12 protein-coding genes are annotated in these 16,335 nt (G+C 68.6%); 6 read left to right on the forward strand and 6 right to left on the reverse strand.

Features of this window, described 5'->3' with window-relative positions:
• Nucleotides 1-22 precede the first annotated feature (22 nt).
• Together QF046_RS04655 and QF046_RS04660 are read left to right on the forward strand one after the other, a co-directional pair.
• Nucleotides 23-1,516: a cytosine permease gene (locus tag QF046_RS04655; protein WP_307366710.1), complete on the forward strand. Its 1,494-nt coding sequence runs from the start codon at nt 23-25 to the stop codon at nt 1,514-1,516.
• A 34-nt stretch (nt 1,517-1,550) separates the two neighbouring features.
• Nucleotides 1,551-2,039, forward strand: coding sequence for a nucleoside deaminase (locus tag QF046_RS04660; protein WP_307366712.1), 489 nt, complete (start codon nt 1,551-1,553; stop codon nt 2,037-2,039).
• Nucleotides 2,040-2,102: 63 nt separating this feature from the next.
• Here the strand turns inward: QF046_RS04660 and secA are convergent, their stop codons facing one another.
• Nucleotides 2,103-4,892 (reverse strand): preprotein translocase subunit SecA, encoded by a 2,790-nt coding sequence (gene secA, locus QF046_RS04665; protein WP_307366714.1) that lies wholly within the window; start codon nt 4,890-4,892, stop codon nt 2,103-2,105.
• Nucleotides 4,893-5,102: 210 nt separating this feature from the next.
• Here secA and QF046_RS04670 point away from each other — a divergent pair, with 210 nt between their 5' ends.
• The 4 genes from QF046_RS04670 to QF046_RS04685 all read left to right on the forward strand — a co-directional run bounded on the left by QF046_RS04670 (nt 5,103) and on the right by QF046_RS04685 (nt 10,613).
• Nucleotides 5,103-5,696 (forward strand): PadR family transcriptional regulator, encoded by a 594-nt coding sequence (locus QF046_RS04670; RefSeq protein ID WP_307366716.1) that lies wholly within the window; start codon nt 5,103-5,105, stop codon nt 5,694-5,696.
• Complete coding sequence (locus tag QF046_RS04675; protein ID WP_307366718.1) at nt 5,693-6,415, forward strand: ABC transporter ATP-binding protein; 723 nt, start codon at nt 5,693-5,695, stop codon at nt 6,413-6,415. The genes QF046_RS04670 and QF046_RS04675 overlap by 4 nt, the downstream gene beginning before the upstream one ends.
• Entirely contained in the window at nt 6,412-9,126 is a 2,715-nt protein-coding gene (locus QF046_RS04680) for an FtsX-like permease family protein (protein ID WP_307366720.1), read from the forward strand. Before QF046_RS04675 ends, QF046_RS04680 begins: the two co-directional genes overlap by 4 nt.
• Nucleotides 9,127-9,293: 167 nt before the next feature.
• Nucleotides 9,294-10,613 carry a hypothetical protein gene (locus QF046_RS04685; RefSeq protein ID WP_307372708.1) on the forward strand — a complete coding sequence of 440 codons (1,320 nt, stop codon included), beginning with the start codon at nt 9,294-9,296 and terminating at the stop codon, nt 10,611-10,613.
• A gap of 95 nt (nt 10,614-10,708) precedes the next feature.
• Here the strand turns inward: QF046_RS04685 and hpf are convergent, their stop codons facing one another.
• From hpf to mtrA, 5 genes are all read right to left on the reverse strand, one after another.
• Nucleotides 10,709-11,368 (reverse strand): ribosome hibernation-promoting factor, HPF/YfiA family, encoded by a 660-nt coding sequence (gene hpf, locus QF046_RS04690; RefSeq protein WP_307366723.1) that lies wholly within the window; start codon nt 11,366-11,368, stop codon nt 10,709-10,711.
• Nucleotides 11,369-11,458: 90 nt separating this feature from the next.
• Complete coding sequence (locus QF046_RS04695; protein WP_307366725.1) at nt 11,459-12,124, reverse strand: ComF family protein; 666 nt, start codon at nt 12,122-12,124, stop codon at nt 11,459-11,461.
• Nucleotides 12,125-12,216: 92 nt separating this feature from the next.
• On the reverse strand, nt 12,217-13,923 hold the full coding sequence (locus QF046_RS04700) for an LpqB family beta-propeller domain-containing protein (RefSeq protein WP_307366727.1): 1,707 nt from the start codon (nt 13,921-13,923) through the stop codon (nt 12,217-12,219).
• Entirely contained in the window at nt 13,920-15,596 is a 1,677-nt protein-coding gene (gene mtrB, locus QF046_RS04705; RefSeq protein WP_373425659.1) for an MtrAB system histidine kinase MtrB, read from the reverse strand. The genes QF046_RS04700 and mtrB overlap by 4 nt, the downstream gene beginning before the upstream one ends.
• 9 nt (nt 15,597-15,605) lie before the next feature.
• Nucleotides 15,606-16,286, reverse strand: a complete 681-nt coding sequence (mtrA, locus tag QF046_RS04710; protein ID WP_307366729.1) for an MtrAB system response regulator MtrA — start codon at nt 16,284-16,286, stop codon at nt 15,606-15,608.
• Nucleotides 16,287-16,335: the final 49 nt, after the last annotated feature.

Here is a 16,335-nt window from a genome sequence, read left to right on the forward strand (position 1 = left end):
GTGCTGAGAGAAAGCGGATGCCATGTCCGAGACCACCGTCAGAGATCTGATCGATCCCGGCGAGGAAGCCGTCGACAGGTACCGCGCTCGCGGCTACGCCGACGACGTCCTGCCGATCCGCCCGAAGGATCGCACCTGGAAGGTCCCCCAGTTCGTGACTGTGTGGATGGGGCCGATCCACAACATCCTGTCCTACTTCACCGTGATGACGTTCTTCGCACTGGGCTTGAACGCCTGGCAGGTCGTCGGCGCGATCATGACGGCCGCGGCGATCGTGTCCATCGGATACGTGCTCAACGGCCAGGCCGCCGCGAAGTACGGCGTTCCCTTCGCCATGCAGCTGCGTGAGGCCTTCGGCCACAAGGGCGCCCTGGTGCCCACCTGGATCCGCGGCATCATCGCCGGCTTCGTGTTCTTCGGCATCACCAGCGTCTCCTCGGCGCAGGCCTTCGACGTCGTCTTCGAGACGATCTTCCCCGGGTTCATGGACATCGGCGGCGGCGCCGACATCCTGGGCCTGCCGATTCCGACCGCCATCTCGTATCTCGTCACCTGGGTGCTCACCGTCGGACTGTTCCTGGGTGGACAGGCGTTCCTCGGCAGGTTCAGCACCTGGGCGAACCCGGCCGTCTTCATCCTCGTGGTGATCGCCGTCGTCATCGCCGTGACCAATGCCGGCGGCTTCGGCGAGGTCATGTCCGTGCGTCCCGTCGACAGCATCGTGACCCCGCTGGTGTTCATCACCTGCGTGTCGATGCTGGTGTCCAACTGGGCCGGTCCCATCGTCAACACCGGCGATTACACGCGCAACGCCAAGGCGATGAAGGACCCGGCGGTCGGCTTCCCGATCGGCGTGATCGGCTCCTACATCCTGTTCGCGCTCGTCACGGTCTCGTTCGTCGCGTCGCTGCAGGTCGCCACCGGCGGCGACTTCGACATCAACCGCCCGGGCGTGTTCGTCGAGGCGATCAACTCGATCGGCAACCCGTTCGTGGTGGTGCTGCTCATCATCGCGATGAACGTCGGCGCCGTCGCCTTCGTGGTGTTCGGCAACATGCTGCCGGCAGGTCTCCAGCTCACGGCGCAGCTGCCGAAGCTGTTCACGGTGAAGCGCGGCGCGATCCTCGCGGCCCTCATCGGCACGTTCATCCTGCCCTGGCAGTTCGTCGAGAACACCGACATGCTGTTCCTGTTCTACTCGTTCATCGGCTCCCTGTTCGGCCCCATCGTCGGCATCATGCTCGCCTCCTACTTCGTCGAGCGCGGTCGCACATTGGATCTGGACGGCATCTATGCCGACTACCGCGGCGGTGAGAAGGGATCACTGCCGGCATACAACTGGCGGGCACTGGGCGTGATGTTCCTGAGCTTCGTGATCACCATGGCCGGACGCATCCCCGGCATCTCCTCGGTCGACTTCCTCGCCCAGGTGAACAACCTCGCGTTCTTCTCGGGGCTGATCATCGGGTTCGTCGGCTACACGCTCACCATCCTCGCCAACCGCCGTCGTGCCTGACGGCTCCCATCGCAGCAGTGAAACGGAGAACACCATGAGTCATCCCACCCCTTCCCCGCAGACCCTGGACTCGTACTTCGCCCCGGCGGTCGAGGCCACCATCGCGGGGATGCGCGCCAGCAACGGCGGCCCGTTCGGCGCGACCCTGGTCGACAGCGACGGCAAGATCGTCGTCGCCGTCGGAAACACGGTCGTACGCGAAACGGATCCGTCCGGCCACGCGGAGATGGTTGCCGTTCGCGAGGCGTGCAAGAGGCTGAACACGCTCGATCTGTCGACGTACACCATGTATGCGACCTGCGAACCGTGCCCGATGTGCGTCGGCGTGATGATGCTGGCCGGCATCAAGACCTGCTACTACGCATCCACGCACGACGACGCGGCTGCGAACGACTTCAGCGTCCAGCACATCATCGACTACCTCGATGGCAGTGACAAGTCTGCGCTCGACATGGTGCACCTCGACGAGGGCCGCGACGACTGCGCGAGCATCTGGACGGAGTACCAGGCGCTGAAGGGCTGAGCAGCGCAATACATGAAGAAGGCCGGTCCCGTCGGGGCCGGCCTTCTTCATCTGTTCTGGTGCTTACTTCTTCTTGCGGTTCTGCGCGCGACGCTGCTCTCGGTTGCCGGCAGTCGACTCCTCGGCATCCGTCTTCTGGCCGAACGCACCGCGTGCGGCGGGAGCTTCGGGCTGCTCGGCACCCTCGGCGGCCTTGCGCAGTCGGGCGGTGGCCGCCTGCTGCACCTGTCCGCGCTCGTTGCGCACCTCGATGTCGCCGGAGTCGTTCGGCGCGGAGTACTCGAGCTTCTGCTCGGGCTGCGAGTCGACCAGGCCCTTGGCCTCGACCTCGGCCTGGTCCGTGCCGGCGCGGCGCACCTCGACCTCGAGGTTGTAGAGGTAGCCGACCGACTCCTCCTTGATCTGACCCATCATCGCCTGGAACATGCCGTAGCCCTCGCGCTGGTACTCGATCAGCGGGTCGCGCTGCGCCATGGCGCGCAGACCGATGCCGTCCTTGAGGTAGTCCATCTCGTAGAGGTGGTCGCGCCAGCGCCGGTCGAGCACCTGCAGCACGACGCGGCGCTCGAGCTCACGGGTGGCCGCCTCGCCGAGTGACTCCTCGCGCTTCTCGTAGGCGATCAGGGCGTCGGAGAGCAGCTCTCGCTTGAGCCCCTCGGCGCTGATGCCGCCCTTGCGTCCGCCTGCCTCCGCGACGACCTCGTCGATGGTCACATCCATCGGGTACAGGGTCTTCAGCTCGGTCCACAGCGCGTCGAAGTCCCAGCTCTCGGTGTGCCCCTCCGAGGTGTGGTCGTCGACCACGCCGCTGATGGCGTCCTCGATGAAGTGCCGCACGCGGTCGGCGATGTCGTCGCCGTGCAGGATCTGGCGGCGGTCGGCGTAGATCGCCTCGCGCTGACGGTTGAGGACGTCGTCGTACTTGAGCACGTTCTTGCGCATCTCGGCGTTGCGCGCCTCGACCTGCGACTGGGCGCTGCGGATCGCGCGGCTGACCAGCCCGGACTCGATCGGCACGTCGTCAGGGAAGTTCGTGCGAGCCAGGATCGCCTCGGCCGCGCCCGACTGGAACAGACGCATGAGGTCGTCGGTGAGGCTCAGGTAGAAGCGGCTCTCACCGGGGTCGCCCTGGCGACCCGAGCGTCCGCGCAACTGGTTGTCGATGCGGCGCGACTCATGGCGCTCGGTGCCGAGCACGTACAGCCCGCCGGCCTCGGTGACCTTGACGCTGTCCTCGGCCACCTTCTTCTTCATGGCCTCGTAGGTCTCATCCCACGCGGCCTCGTACTCCTCCGGGGTCTCCTCGGGGTCCAGGCCCTTGGCCTTCAGCTCCTGGACGGCGAGGAACTCGGCGTTGCCGCCGAGCATGATGTCGGTACCGCGACCGGCCATGTTGGTGGCGACGGTGACCGCACCGAGCTTTCCGGCGAGTGCGACGATCTCGGCCTCGCGCGCGTGGTTCTTCGCGTTGAGGACCTCGTGCTTGACGCCCTTCTTCGCGAGCAGACGCGAGAGGTACTCGCTCTTCTCGACGCTGACGGTGCCGACCAGCACGGGCTGACCGCTGGCGTGGCGCTCGGCGATGTCCTCGACGACCTGCACGAACTTGGCCTGCTCGTTCTTGTAGACCAGGTCCGGCTGATCCTTGCGGATCATCGGCCTGTTGGTCGGGATCGGCACGACGCCCAGCTCGTAGGTGGACATGAACTCGGCGGCCTCGGTCTCGGCCGTACCCGTCATGCCTGCGAGCTTGTCGTAGAGGCGGAAGTAGTTCTGCAGGGTCACCGTGGCGAGGGTCTGGTTCTCGGCCTTGACCGGAACGCCCTCCTTGGCCTCGATGGCCTGGTGGATTCCCTCGTTGTAGCGACGCCCGACCAGGATGCGGCCGGTGTGCTCGTCGACGATCATGACCTCGTCGTTCATCACGACGTAGTCGGTGTCCTTCTTGAACAGCGAGATGGCCTTGATCGAGTTGTTCAGGAACGAGATGAGCGGGGTGTTGGCCGACTCGTAGAGGTTGTCGATGCCGAGGTGGTCCTCGACCTTCTCGATGCCCGGCTCGAGCACCCCCACGGTGCGCTTCTTCTCGTCGACCTCGTAGTCCACGCCGACCTCGAGGGAGCGCGCGATCTTGGCGAACTCGGTGAACCAGCGGTTGGCCTCGCCCGAGGACGGGCCGGAGATGATCAGCGGCGTGCGGGCCTCGTCGATGAGGATCGAGTCGACCTCGTCGACGATCGCGTAGAAGTGCTCGCGCTGGACGAGATCCTCCTTGCGCCACGCCATGTTGTCGCGCAGGTAGTCGAAGCCGAACTCGTTGTTCGTGCCGTAGGTGATGTCGGCGGCGTACTGCGCGCGGCGCACCTCGGGGGTCTGCCCCGACACGATCGTGCCCGTCGTCATGCCGAGGGCGCGGTGCACGCGCCCCATGAGCTCGGACTGGTAGCTGGCGAGGAAGTCGTTGACCGTGATGATGTGCACGCCCTTGCCGGCGATCGCATTCAGGTACGACGGGAACGCGGCGACGAGGGTCTTGCCCTCACCGGTCTTCATCTCGGCGATGTTGCCGTTGTGGAGGGCTGCGCCTCCCATGATCTGCACGTCGTAGGCGCGCATGCCGAGGGTGCGACGCGCTGCTTCACGCACGGCGGCGAACGCCTCGGGCATCAGCTGGTCGAGAGTCTCGCCCTTCTCGTAGCGTGCACGCAGTTCGGCGGTCTCGCCGCGCAGCTCCTCGTCGGTGAGCTTCTCGAAGTCGTCTTCCAGCGCGTTGACGGCCTTGACGACCTGCTTGAGCCGGCGAAGGATGCGTCCTTCTCCGGCGCGCAGCAGCTTCTCGAGAGGATTGGCCACGGATTTCTCCCTTGGATTTCGGGTTCCGACGGGGGTGGTCGCCGGACATATCGTGCCATGTTACCGGCCCGTGACATGCACGCGCTGTACGCGGCGCGCGTTCCGACACGCTGAGCGCGAACGGACACGCGGATGCCGAATGCCTAGGTTTCATTTCCCGGCATGCATATACTCGGAAACGCAATACTCGGAAATCCGACAGGAGATCACATGTCCGTCCGCCAAAGCCTGCTCGCCATCCTGGATCAGGGCCCCTGCTACGGGTATCAGCTGCGCTCCGAGTTCGACCGGCGCACCGGCTCCACCTGGCCGCTCAACGTCGGCCAGATCTACAACACCCTGGAGCGCCTGGAGCGGGACGGCCTGGTCGAGAAGGGCGAGGTCAACGAGCAGGGCCATGTCTACTACGAGATCACGGATGTCGGCAGCGCGGAGGTGCGGGACTGGCTGGACTCCCCCGTGCAGCGCGGCGGCGGCACCCGGGACGAGCTGGCGATCAAACTGGCCGTCGCGGCCACCCTGCCTGGCGTGGACGTCTCCGCCGTCATCCAGAACCAGCGCCGCGCCTCGCTGGCACAGCTTCAGGAGCTGAACCGCGCCAAGTACGCCGGAGCCGACCCCGACGGCCCCGAGGAACTGGCATGGAGCCTTGTCATCGATTCGATGATCTTCGCCGCCGAAGCCGAGGTGCGCTGGCTCGATCACACCGAGCAGCGGCTGAGCATGCACCCGCAGCGCGCGCTGGAGCTCGAACTGTCCACCGAGCGTCCCAAGCGCGGTCGCCCGACGAAGGCACGGGCATGAGCGGCGAGGCGGTGCTGCGGCTGGTGGGAGTCTCGCAGCAGTACGGCACAGGAGAACTCGCCGTGTCGGCGCTCAGCGGCATCGACCTGGAGGTGCTGCCCGGTGAGCTCGTCGCCGTGATGGGCACATCGGGCTCGGGCAAGTCCACACTGCTGTCGATCGCGGGCGGATTGCAGACGCCGACGGTCGGCGAGGTGGTGATCGACGGCGAGCATCTCAGCACCGCGAAGCCGGACCAGCTCGCGGCCCTTCGTCGCCGGGCGGTCGGATTCATCTTCCAGGACTACAACCTCATCCCCACGCTGACCGCGATGGAGAATGTCACGCTGCCGATGGAGTTGAACGGCGTCAGCCGGCGCACCGTGCGCCGCGCGGGCCGGGATGCTCTGGGGCTGGTCGGCCTCGCCGATCGCGGCGACGCCTACCCGGATGACCTCTCCGGCGGTCAGCAGCAGCGCGTCGCGATCGCGCGCGCCATCATCGGCGGGCGCCGGCTGATCCTCGCCGACGAGCCGACCGGCGCGCTGGACTCCGTCACCGGGGAGCAGGTCATGAAGACCATCCGCGGGCGCATCGATGCCGGTGCCGCCGGCATCCTGGTGACACACGACCCGCGGCACGCGGCCTGGGCGGATCGGATCGTCTACCTGCGCGACGGGCGCGTCGTCGACGAGTCGCGACGCGATACTGCGGAGTCGATCCTGGCGGCGCGCACATGAGCAGGCGGGCCCGGCCGGGTGTGACGTTCACGCTCGCCTGGCGGCAGCTGCTGCGCACGGCGGGGTCGTCCGTGCTGATCACGGGACTGATCGCCGTACCGGTGGCCGCTGCTGCCGGCGTGCTGACCTTCGCCGAGAGCCGCACTCCGACCATCGCTCAGACGGTGGACCTCGAACTCGGCGAGACCCAGTCCTGGATCAGGATCGAAGGCGGAGCGGACCCCTCGAGGATGCAGGCGATCGACTCCCCCCGCATGACGCAGACGGAACCCGCGGACGACGGTTCGCCGAAGCACCCCGAACTCCCGGCGCCGACCGATCTGAGCGATGCGGGTCTGCCTGCGGGCACCGAGGCGATCCCCCTCGCCGCGGGGTACGAGCGAGTGACCACGCCGACCGGGATCGCGGGCTTCTCCGTCATCTATGGCAAGACGTGGGATCCTCGCCTGACTGGCAGGTTCGACCTGATCTCAGGTCGAGCTCCGCAGTCGTCGCACGAGGCCATGGCGTCTCCCGACCTGCTGGAGCGCCTGGGCGCGACAGTGGGTGACGACATCGAGTTGCCCGACCGCGAGTCCACCGTGCGGGTGGTGGGGACAATGCGTGCGATGGACGGCGGCACCTACCGCATGCCGCTGTTCCTTCCGACGAGCGCGCAGCCTGAGGGTCAGGGCGATCCGCCGCAGCGTCCGGACACGACCTGGTTCCTGCCGGGCTGGCAGCCCGACATGGCCCAGCTCGCCGAGCTGAACCACACCGGCTACGTCGCCTACGCCCGTGATCTCGTACTGGATCCGCCTCCCGGGGCATTCATGGCGACGAACGTGAGCTCGATGTGGGCGACGCTCATGGTGGTCTCGCTCGGTCTGGTGTTCGGCGGGCTGCTCGTCGGACTGCTGGCCGCCGCGGCGATGGCGGTGAGTGCGCGCCGCCAGCAGCGCTCCCTGGCCGTGCTCAGCACGGTCGGCGCACGCCGCGGCGATGTCTTCCGCACCGTTCTGATCCAGGGAGGCGTGCTGGGGCTCGCGGGTGGGCTGATCGGCGCGGCGATCGGCGTCGGCGGAGTCGCCCTGGTGAATGCCCTGCTTGATCCGGGCGTGAAGAACACCTTCTGGTCGTCGTGGGGGCTGACAGTGCCGTGGTCAGCGGTGGGAGTCGTCGTCTTCGCGGTTCTGGTGGGACTTGCAGCATCCGTCATCCCCGCCCGCGCCGCCACGCGCGGCGATGCCCTCGCGGCCCTGCGCGGCGCACGTCGCCCGGTACGGATGTCGCTGCGTCGACCTGTCGTGGGAATCGTGATCGCCCTGATCGGCGGCGCGCTGGTCGCGGGCGGAGGCGTGCTCTTCGGTGTGCTCGCCGGACGGGATGACTGGAACGCACCACTGCAGACGACGGCGCTGTGGGCGTCGATCATCGGGGTGCTGCTGCTTCTGCTCAGTGTCACGCTCAGCGGTCAGGGCATCCTCGCACTGCTGACGAAGCTGCTGGCGCGCTTCGGTTCGGCAGCCCGGCTGGCGTCGAGGGACGCGGTGGCCAACTCCCCGCGCACCGTGCCCGCCTTCGTGTCCATCGCCGCCAGCACGGCTGTCGCGGTCTTCGTGCTGTGCGCGATCGCCATTCCGAACGCGCAGTCGGAGCGCATCTGGGCATGGGCTGCGCCGAAGGGCAGTGTCATCGTCTCCAACTGGGGCGAGGCATCGTCGTCGCAGGCTCCGGCCTTTCTCGCCGACACCCGACCTGAGCGGCTCCTTCCGGTGTCCGCCCCCGTCGAGCCCGTCGTCGACACGACGGACACGACGGGCCCCTCACCCGAGGTCGTATATCCGTCGCTCTGGGCGGGCGAAGCCGGTGGGTGGATCGACTCACCGGGTGAAGTGCTGCGGATCATCGGAGTGGACGACGTCGAGGCGATCACCGGCGTCGCGCTGAGCGACACCGAGCGTCAGGAGTTCGCGGATGGCGGTGCGATCGCACTGCTGGCGCAGCGCCCGGTGCCGCAGGGGTACGGCACCTACGTCAGCGAAGACGACACCGCTCGGCTCGCGTTCTGGGATGCCGAGGAGATGTACACGGAGGAGGCGCCGCGGCCGGTGCGCACCGTGGCCCTGCCCGTCCAGGTGCACGTCGGCGTCAGCTCGGCGAGTCCGATCATCCTCTCCCCCGCCGCCGCCGAGCAGTACGGCGTGCAGACGCGCGTGAGCAACTGGGTCGCACTGTTCGACGATCCACCGACCGACGCCCTGCTGGATCGGCTGCGCGCGGACGCCGAGACCGCGAGCACCGCCGGCGCGATGTACGACGTGCGCGTGGAGACCGGACCGGACTCGCCGATGCCGTGGCTGGCGCTGGTGCTCGGCATCCTCAGCATCATCGTCATCGCCGCCGCGACGATCAGCCTGGGCCTGGCGCGCATCGAACGGCGGGAGGACGATGCGACTCTCGCCGCCGTGGGCGCCACCACGGCGCTGCGACGTCGGGTCTCGGCCTGGCAGGCGGTCATCATCGCCGGTGTGGGGTGCCTGATCGGCGTGCTGCTGGGGCTGGCCGGCACGTGGGCCCTGACCCAGGCCATGCCGGGATCCCGCCTCGGTGACGCGCCTGTGCTGTGGCTGCTGGGCATCGCCATCGGTCTGCCCGCGGTGATCGCACTGGTCTCCCTGATGATCCGTCCCCCGCAGGCCGATCTCACCCACCGCACCGCGATCGCCTGACCCGGAAGCTCCCTCGCCGAGACCCCGTGCTGCTGTCGACACCCCGTGCTGTGGACGTCGACAGCACGGGGTGTGGGTGAGAGCCCGGGGTCTCGGCGGGGCGGTGTTCGCGCAAGGCGCATCCGATGCACAGCACCCGCATGGCGGGCGACCGTAGGATCGAGGACATGGCCGGATTCTGGGGCAGACGCAAACGTGAAGAGGAAGCGCTCGCGGCGCAGGACGCGGATCTCGCGCGCCGTGCCGAGCAGGCACTCGTGGCCGCGGATGAGCGCATCCGCACCACCGCCGATGAGTTGGCTTTCGCGCAGGCGGAGCTCGGCGAGTCGCTGACCGCCGACCTCAAGGCCGCGCTCGCATCCGTGCGCACGCACCTGCGCGAAGCGTTCCAGCTGCACCAGCTCAACCACGACGAGATCCCCGACACCGTCGAGGAGCTTCGTACCCGCAACGCGCGCATCGCGCAGCTGTGCGACTGGGCCGAGGACCTGCTCGACGAGAAGACCGCCGTGCTGGCCGAGAACGTCGCGAAGGTCCGCCGCGCGCCCGAGGTGACCGCTCAGGTGCTCCGGGATGCCGAGGAGCTGACCACACGCATTGCACCGGCCCGGGCCACCATCGAGCGTCTCAGCGCCCGCTACGCCGAGAGCGCCATGCGCCGCATCGCCTCCTCGGCCGACGAAGCCGAGCAGCTCATCGCCTTCGCACGACATGGCGCCGACGTGTCCGGGCGCCGACGCGACGCGCACCGGAACGAAGAGGCGAACCTCGCCCTGGAGACCGCCACCGAGGCCGTGCGGCGTACGGGCACGATCCTCGACACCGTCGACGACTTCGAGATCGAGGCGCTCCGCGCGGAATCGACTCTCGCCGATGTGGTCGCCGACTCGCGCGGTGACATCGTCGCCGCGCGCAGCGCGCCGCAGACGCCGGAGGTCGTCGCGGCCGCCGCGAACCTGGAGGCGGCACTGAGGGCGCTCTCCCCTGCAGGCACGCTCAACGACCCGTTCGCCGAGCTCACGCAGCTGCGCAACGCCAACAGTGCGCTGGACGCCGCGATCGACAAGGCGCAGTACCGCGCGCAGCATCCGCTCCCCTCTCTCGACCAGGTGCAGCACGCCCTCGACGACGCAGACCGGCAGCTGGGCGTCGCCCGCAGCCTGATCTCGGGCCACCGCGGCTGGATCGGCGCCGACGCCCGCACCCGCCTCGCCGAAGCCGAGCGACTGCGCGTCGATGTGCCCACGCTCCTGCCCGCCGAGGACACCCGCGAGCAGGCGCTGTCGTCCGCCCGCAGGGTGGCTCAGCTGGCCTCGGAGTCGCTGCAGCTCGCACAGCGCGACATCGACTCCTCCCGCCCGCAGGATCAGAACTGGGGCAACGGCGGCTGGGGCGGCGGACGCCGCAGCGGCGGAGGCAGCGACCTCATGGGCGGCGTGCTCGGCGGCCTGGTGATCGGCAGCATCCTGGACGGCATCTTCGACTGACCCTTCGACAGGCTCAGGGCCCTTCGACAGGCTCAGGGACCCAGGTCACGCGAGAGGCGCCCTCCCCCGAACGGGAGAGGGCGCCTCTGTCACGCTCAGGACGCCAGCGCCTCCTCAGCAGGCGGCGCCTGCGTGGTCAGTGAGATGACACCGTAGTCCCAGCCCTTGCGGCGGTAGACGACGCTGGGGTGGTCGCTGCGCGCGTCGACGAACAGGAAGAAGTCGTGGCCGACCAGCTCCATCCGGTCGACGGCCTCCTCGACGGTCATCCACTCCGCATCGAAGTTCTTCGTGCGGATGACGACGGGCGAGTACGCCTCCTCCTCGTCCTCCACGACCGGGATCGCACCGGTGGCGACGGCCCGCAGCACGTCAGCGGACGCCGGCTGCACGTCGATTCCCTCCAGGGAGCCGCTGCCCTTCTCGAAATGGGCACCGCGGCCCTGGTTGCGGCCGTCGATGCGCTTCTCCTTCGCGCGGCGCAGCTGTTCGGCGAGCTTGTCGAGTGCCATGTCCATCGCGGCGAACTTGTCGCCATCGACTGCCTCGGCGCGCACGACGGGTCCCTTCCCGAGGAGCGTGAGCTCCACCGTCTCGTCAGGGATCCGACCGTTGCGATACGCACGGTGCGTCACCTTGACCTCGAGCCGGAGCGCTCGCGGCGCGAGCGTCTGGATACGTGCTGTCTTCTCTTCGACAACCGTCCGGAACCGGTCGGAGATACTCACTCCGACACCGACGATGCTCGTTTCCATCACTGCCTCCTTGTCCCGGTCCTCCCGGCCAAGGGCGGACCGCGGTCGCCTTGTGACCCCCTACGCTAGTCGCCGCGACCGAACATGTCACTACCCGTTCACCGAGAGTTTCCGCGTGTCGTGCCTGTCGGGCGTGGCAGCCAGTGCGACCGCGCAGATCGGGCGCAGACCGACGGCTCTCAGCGCCCGCGCGGCCTCGTCGATGGTCGCCCCTGTGGTCACCACATCATCGACGATGACGACCTCCCTGCCCGTATGCAGCGCACCGATCGCGCGCATGCTGCCGGCGACGTTGCGTGCGCGCTCGTCACGGTCCAGCTCGCGCTGATCCCGGGTGCGGCGGGTCTGGCGCAGCACCCGCTCGGCGCGGAACCCTGCTCGTCGGATCAGCAGCTCCGGCACCCGATAGCCGCGCCTGCGATACGCCCCGCGACCGGTGGGAACGGGGACGAGGACGGCGCCGGCGGGAACTCGGGCGGCGAGCACGTCGGACAGCGCCCTGCCGAGCGGTCGCGCGAGCATGGTCGCGCCCTCCTCCTTGACCCTGCGGATGCTGCGCGCGGGAACCCCCTCATAGACCAGGGCGGCATGCACAGGCAGCCCGCCCGGGGTGCGCACCTCGATCGGGTCGGCGATCAGCCTCCCGCGGCACTCCTCGCACAGCAGGGTGCCTGCGCGGTCGCAGCCTGGGCAGACGGATGCCAGCAGCAGCGCGAGCGCCTCCAGCGCGACCAGCACTGCCCATCGCCATCCCATACCCTGATCCTGACCTGCGCAGCTGACGCACGCGAGTGAATATCACGGCATCCGTGCACAACTCGTCGCTCGGCGCCGCCTGTGCAGGAGGTTCAGTAGCCGGCCCGCGTGCCGAGCACGAGGACGTTCTGCAACGACCGCTGCCAGGATGAGCCGCGCTGCGCGTACACCGCACCGTCGGAGGAGAGCACCCGCAGACCAGTGGAGGTCTTCGCCCCTGACAGCGCATCCGCTCCGTCCGGTGCGGACGAGGACGAGAACGGCCCGCCGACGACGAACGTGGTGAGCTCCAGGTCCGGGGCGCTTCCCAGCACTGCCAGGGAATCGTCGCCCACCCAGGCGAGCCCGCGCGACGGCCCGGACAGCCGGCCGACCTCGTGCACCTCGCCGAGCTCCGTGGGCTGGGAGTCCTTGCCGCGCACCACCGCCGCCACGACCACGCGACGCTGTCCGCCCCTCGTCACCACGGCGGCGACGCGCGCACCATCGGCGGAGACCCGCAGCTGGCTGATGTTCTCTGCGCCGGGCCAGGCCTGGGCGATCGGCTGCAGCACCCTCTGCGCGCTCCAGGCGTGCAGGCTCGCTGGCGCGTCGCGCTGCACAGTCCAGGTGAAGCCGAACGGGTCCAGCGATGGCTCGATGAGTCCTGGCGCGTCATCGAGCTCCACGGTGTTGCCCGCGGTGACCGCGAACACGCGTCCGTCACGCAGCTGCATGGCCGCCAGCCTCGCATCCGACGACACATCCACGGCCCGGATGGGATCCGTGATCTTCGCGATCTGGGCCGTAAGCTCTCCTACGGGCTCGAGCGAATCGCCGGTGACCGCGCGACCGAAGGTCTCATCGTTCAGCACGAGCACGCCGGGGTCGACGATCTCGGCGTCGACGGGGGTCGTGCCGGCATCGAGTGCGACGCCATCGACGGTGAAGTTCACCTCCGTCACCCCGACTCCGGCGAGACTCGCCTCGAGCTGGGTGCGCATCCGCGACAGGTCGGCCGACGAGGCGGCGAGCGCCGTGCGCGTCAGAGCCACGGATGCCACCTGCGAGGTGTCCACCTGGATGGCATCGCCGGCGAGTTCGACATCATCCGAGAACGCGGTGCGCACGGCCGGCGCGAGCCAGTCGCTCGGCTCGCCCGAGATGAGGGCGCGGGCGATGGAGGTCGCCATCGCCGGCCGGCGAGGGAACCACCGCACATCCGGGACGAGGTGCGTCCAACTGGGGTCGAAGTACTTCAGCGCGTACTTCTGGTACACCCGGAGGAAGGTCTCCGCATCCAGCACGATGCCGTCATCGGCCTTGGCGATCCGCCACTCGCCGTCGTCGTTGCGCTTCAGCTGGTAGGTCGCCTTGCCCGGGCCCGTCTGGGCACTGTAGGCCCCGTCTGCGTCCAAGCTGGCGACCTGGTCGAAGTTCGCGTGCACCTCGGCCGTCTTCGCGGACTTGTCGTCGGCGCCTGCGGATGCATCGAACTCGCGCGTGACCGCCGACGCGTCAATGGTCACCCCCGCTCCGGGCTTCCATTTCTGCCCGAAGTCGTCGGTGAGGAACTCCTGCGCCGTCTCCCAGTTGCGCGCGGGTGAGATCGCGGCTTCCAGGAAGCCCGCCACGATCCTCTCCGGATCGTCGCCGGGCCTGGGCCCCTGGGCGTAGAAGACGAACGGGTCAGCCTGCCCTTCATCGCCGATGGTGAGGCCGGCGTTCGGCGCACCAGAGGTGGGCAGGCCGGCGCATCCGGCGAGAAGCAGCGCCGCGACTGCGACCGCCAGCGCACGGATGCCGCGCAGACGCCTCATGAGTGCTCCCCCTGACCGGATGCCGCGGGCCTCAGCACGATGGGCTGCGTGACGCCGCCCAGATCGGCGACGGACTCCTGCGGCTCGAGCGGGATCGGGCTCGGTCCGTCCATCTGGTCATCGGAACGGGGAATGGTGAGCACGAAGTTGCTGCCCACCCCCAGCTCCGACCAGACCTGCAGCGTGCCGCCGTGCAGAGTCGCATCGCCGAGGGCGATGGACAGGCCGAGGCCGGTGCCCCCGATCGTGCGCTTGCGCGAGGGATCGGCGCGCCAGAACCGGTCGAAGACGTGCTCCACGTCCGCGGGACGCATTCCCATGCCGTAGTCGCGCACGCCGACGGCGACCGCGTACTGATTGCTGTCGACCGTGACCACGACGGGCCGGCCCTCGCCGTGCTCGATCGCGTTGCCGACGAGGTTGCGCAGCACGCGCCGCACGCGCCTCGGGTCCATGTCCACCGGCGAGTAGCCGCCCGGCGCGACCATGCGCAGCTCGGTGTGGTGCGTCTCGGCGAGCGGGCGCATCTGGTCGATGATCTCCTCGGCCAGCTGAGCGAGGCTGGTGGCCTCGATCTCGAGCTGCACGGATCCGGCGTCGTAGCGGCTGATCTCCAGGAGGTCGGCGAGCAGCGTCTCGAAGCGCTGCACCTGGGTGTGCAGCAGCTCGGCCGTGCGAGCCGTGGTCGGGTCGAACTCTTCCTTCTGATCGTTGAGCATCTCGGCCGCCAGCCGGATCGTGGTCAGCGGCGTGCGCAGCTCGTGCGAGACGTCGGACACGAAGCGCTGCTGCACCAGCGAGAGCTCGGCGAGCTCCTTGATCTGCCGTTCCAGGCTGTCCGCCATGGCGTTGAACGACGTTCCCAGGCTCGCCAGCTCGTCCTCGCCGTGCACGGGCAGGCGCACCCCCAGTTCGCCGGATGCCAATCGCGCACTGGTCTCGGCGGCTTCGATGATCGGGGACGACACCGATCTCAGCACGAGCCAGGAGATCGCGGCGATCAGGGCGACGAGGGTGAGACCTGCGAACCAGAGTGTGCGCTGCACGAACAGCAGCGTCTCATCGGCATCCGCCAGGTCGTACGCGATGTACACGTCGTAGGTGGCGACGCCGGGGATCTTCAGGAGCTGCCCGACGACGATGCCGGCGGACTCGCCTTCATCGCCATGAGGCAGGGCGATGGACTGCCAGGCCTGGCGTCCCGGGACCTTCTGCACCCGGGTGCGCAGCTCGTTGCTGAGCTGTGCGGAGGTGAGCTGCAGGCTGCCGAAGCCCGGCGGCGTGTATCCGTCAGCGGCACTCTCGGCGAGCAGGCCCACGATGCGGTTCGAGGACGCCGTCCGGCTGAGCTCGCCCTGAGCCTCGCGCCACAGCGTGGACAGGGTGGCGCGATCATCGCCTGCCACTCCGGAGTCGAGCACGTTCTGCGCCTGCGCCACGGCGGAGCGCGCGTTGTGCAGCGACTCCTCCTTGCGCGCCTCGAACAGGTCGTTGCGGATGACGAGCCCCATGATGGTGCAGATGATGAGAATGGCCAGCGACGTCGCCGCCAGCGTGATGGCGGTGGCGCGGAAACGCATGGACCGGTGCCAGTCGGCGACCAGCGCACCCGGCCAGCTGCGCGGCGACCGCCAGAGCATCGCATTCACGCGCGTCGCGGTAGTCGCGATCACAGCAGTCCCCTAGCCGACGCTCCCGGCACGGTAGCCGACGCCGCGCACCGTCATGACGATCCGGGGATTGTCCGGGTCGAGCTCGACCTTGGCGCGCAGCCGCTGCACATGCACGTTGACCAGACGGGTGTCGGCCTTGTAGTGGTAGCCCCAGACCTGCTCCAGCAGCATCTCCCGCGAGAATACCTGCTGAGGCTTCGAAGACAGCGCGACCAGCAGCTGGAACTCCAGCGGCGTCAGCGCGATCGGCGCGGTGCCGCGGCGCACCTCGTGCGCATCGACGTCGATGGTCAGGTCGCCGACGCGCAGCACCTCCGCCGTGGCCTGCGGAGTGGGGCGAAGCCTGGTGCGGATGCGGGCGACGAGCTCCTTCGGGTTGAAGGGCTTGACGATGTAATCGTCCGCGCCGACCTCGAGGCCGCGGACCACGTCGGCGGTGTCGGTTCGAGCCGTGAGCATGATCACCGGAACACCGGATTCGGCGCGGATGCGGGTGCAGATCTCGATGCCGTCCATGCCCGGAAGCATGAGATCCAGCAGGACGAGGTCGGGGCGCGTGGAGCGCCATTCCTCGACGGCCTGTGCGCCATCGGCGCAGAAGAGCACGTCGAATCCCTCCGTGCGCAGCACGATGCCGATCATCTCGGCCAGAGCCGTGTCGTCGTCGACCACGAGGATTCGAGAGGTCATCTTGTGCCCAGCCTCAGCTTTCTCTCCGATGCGGACGCGAAGTCCCCGG

Origin of the sequence: Microbacterium sp. W4I4 (genome assembly GCF_030816235.1) — a bacterium.
GTDB lineage: Bacteria > Actinomycetota > Actinomycetes > Actinomycetales > Microbacteriaceae > Microbacterium.

What these genes read in the sequence shown, in the direction of transcription:
- QF046_RS04655 (WP_307366710.1), top strand. Translation starts at nt 23, where the DNA reads ATGTCCGAGACCACCGTCAGAGATCTGATCGATCCCGGCGAGGAAGCC.
- QF046_RS04660 (WP_307366712.1), top strand. Translation starts at nt 1,551, where the DNA reads ATGAGTCATCCCACCCCTTCCCCGCAGACCCTGGACTCGTACTTCGCC.
- QF046_RS04670 (WP_307366716.1), top strand. Translation starts at nt 5,103, where the DNA reads ATGTCCGTCCGCCAAAGCCTGCTCGCCATCCTGGATCAGGGCCCCTGC.
- QF046_RS04675 (WP_307366718.1), top strand. Translation starts at nt 5,693, where the DNA reads ATGAGCGGCGAGGCGGTGCTGCGGCTGGTGGGAGTCTCGCAGCAGTAC.
- QF046_RS04680 (WP_307366720.1), top strand. Translation starts at nt 6,412, where the DNA reads ATGAGCAGGCGGGCCCGGCCGGGTGTGACGTTCACGCTCGCCTGGCGG.
- QF046_RS04685 (WP_307372708.1), top strand. Translation starts at nt 9,294, where the DNA reads ATGGCCGGATTCTGGGGCAGACGCAAACGTGAAGAGGAAGCGCTCGCG.
- hpf (WP_307366723.1), bottom strand. Translation starts at nt 11,368, where the DNA reads ATGGAAACGAGCATCGTCGGTGTCGGAGTGAGTATCTCCGACCGGTTC.
- QF046_RS04695 (WP_307366725.1), bottom strand. Translation starts at nt 12,124, where the DNA reads ATGGGATGGCGATGGGCAGTGCTGGTCGCGCTGGAGGCGCTCGCGCTG.
- QF046_RS04700 (WP_307366727.1), bottom strand. Translation starts at nt 13,923, where the DNA reads ATGAGGCGTCTGCGCGGCATCCGTGCGCTGGCGGTCGCAGTCGCGGCG.
- mtrA (WP_307366729.1), bottom strand. Translation starts at nt 16,286, where the DNA reads ATGACCTCTCGAATCCTCGTGGTCGACGACGACACGGCTCTGGCCGAG.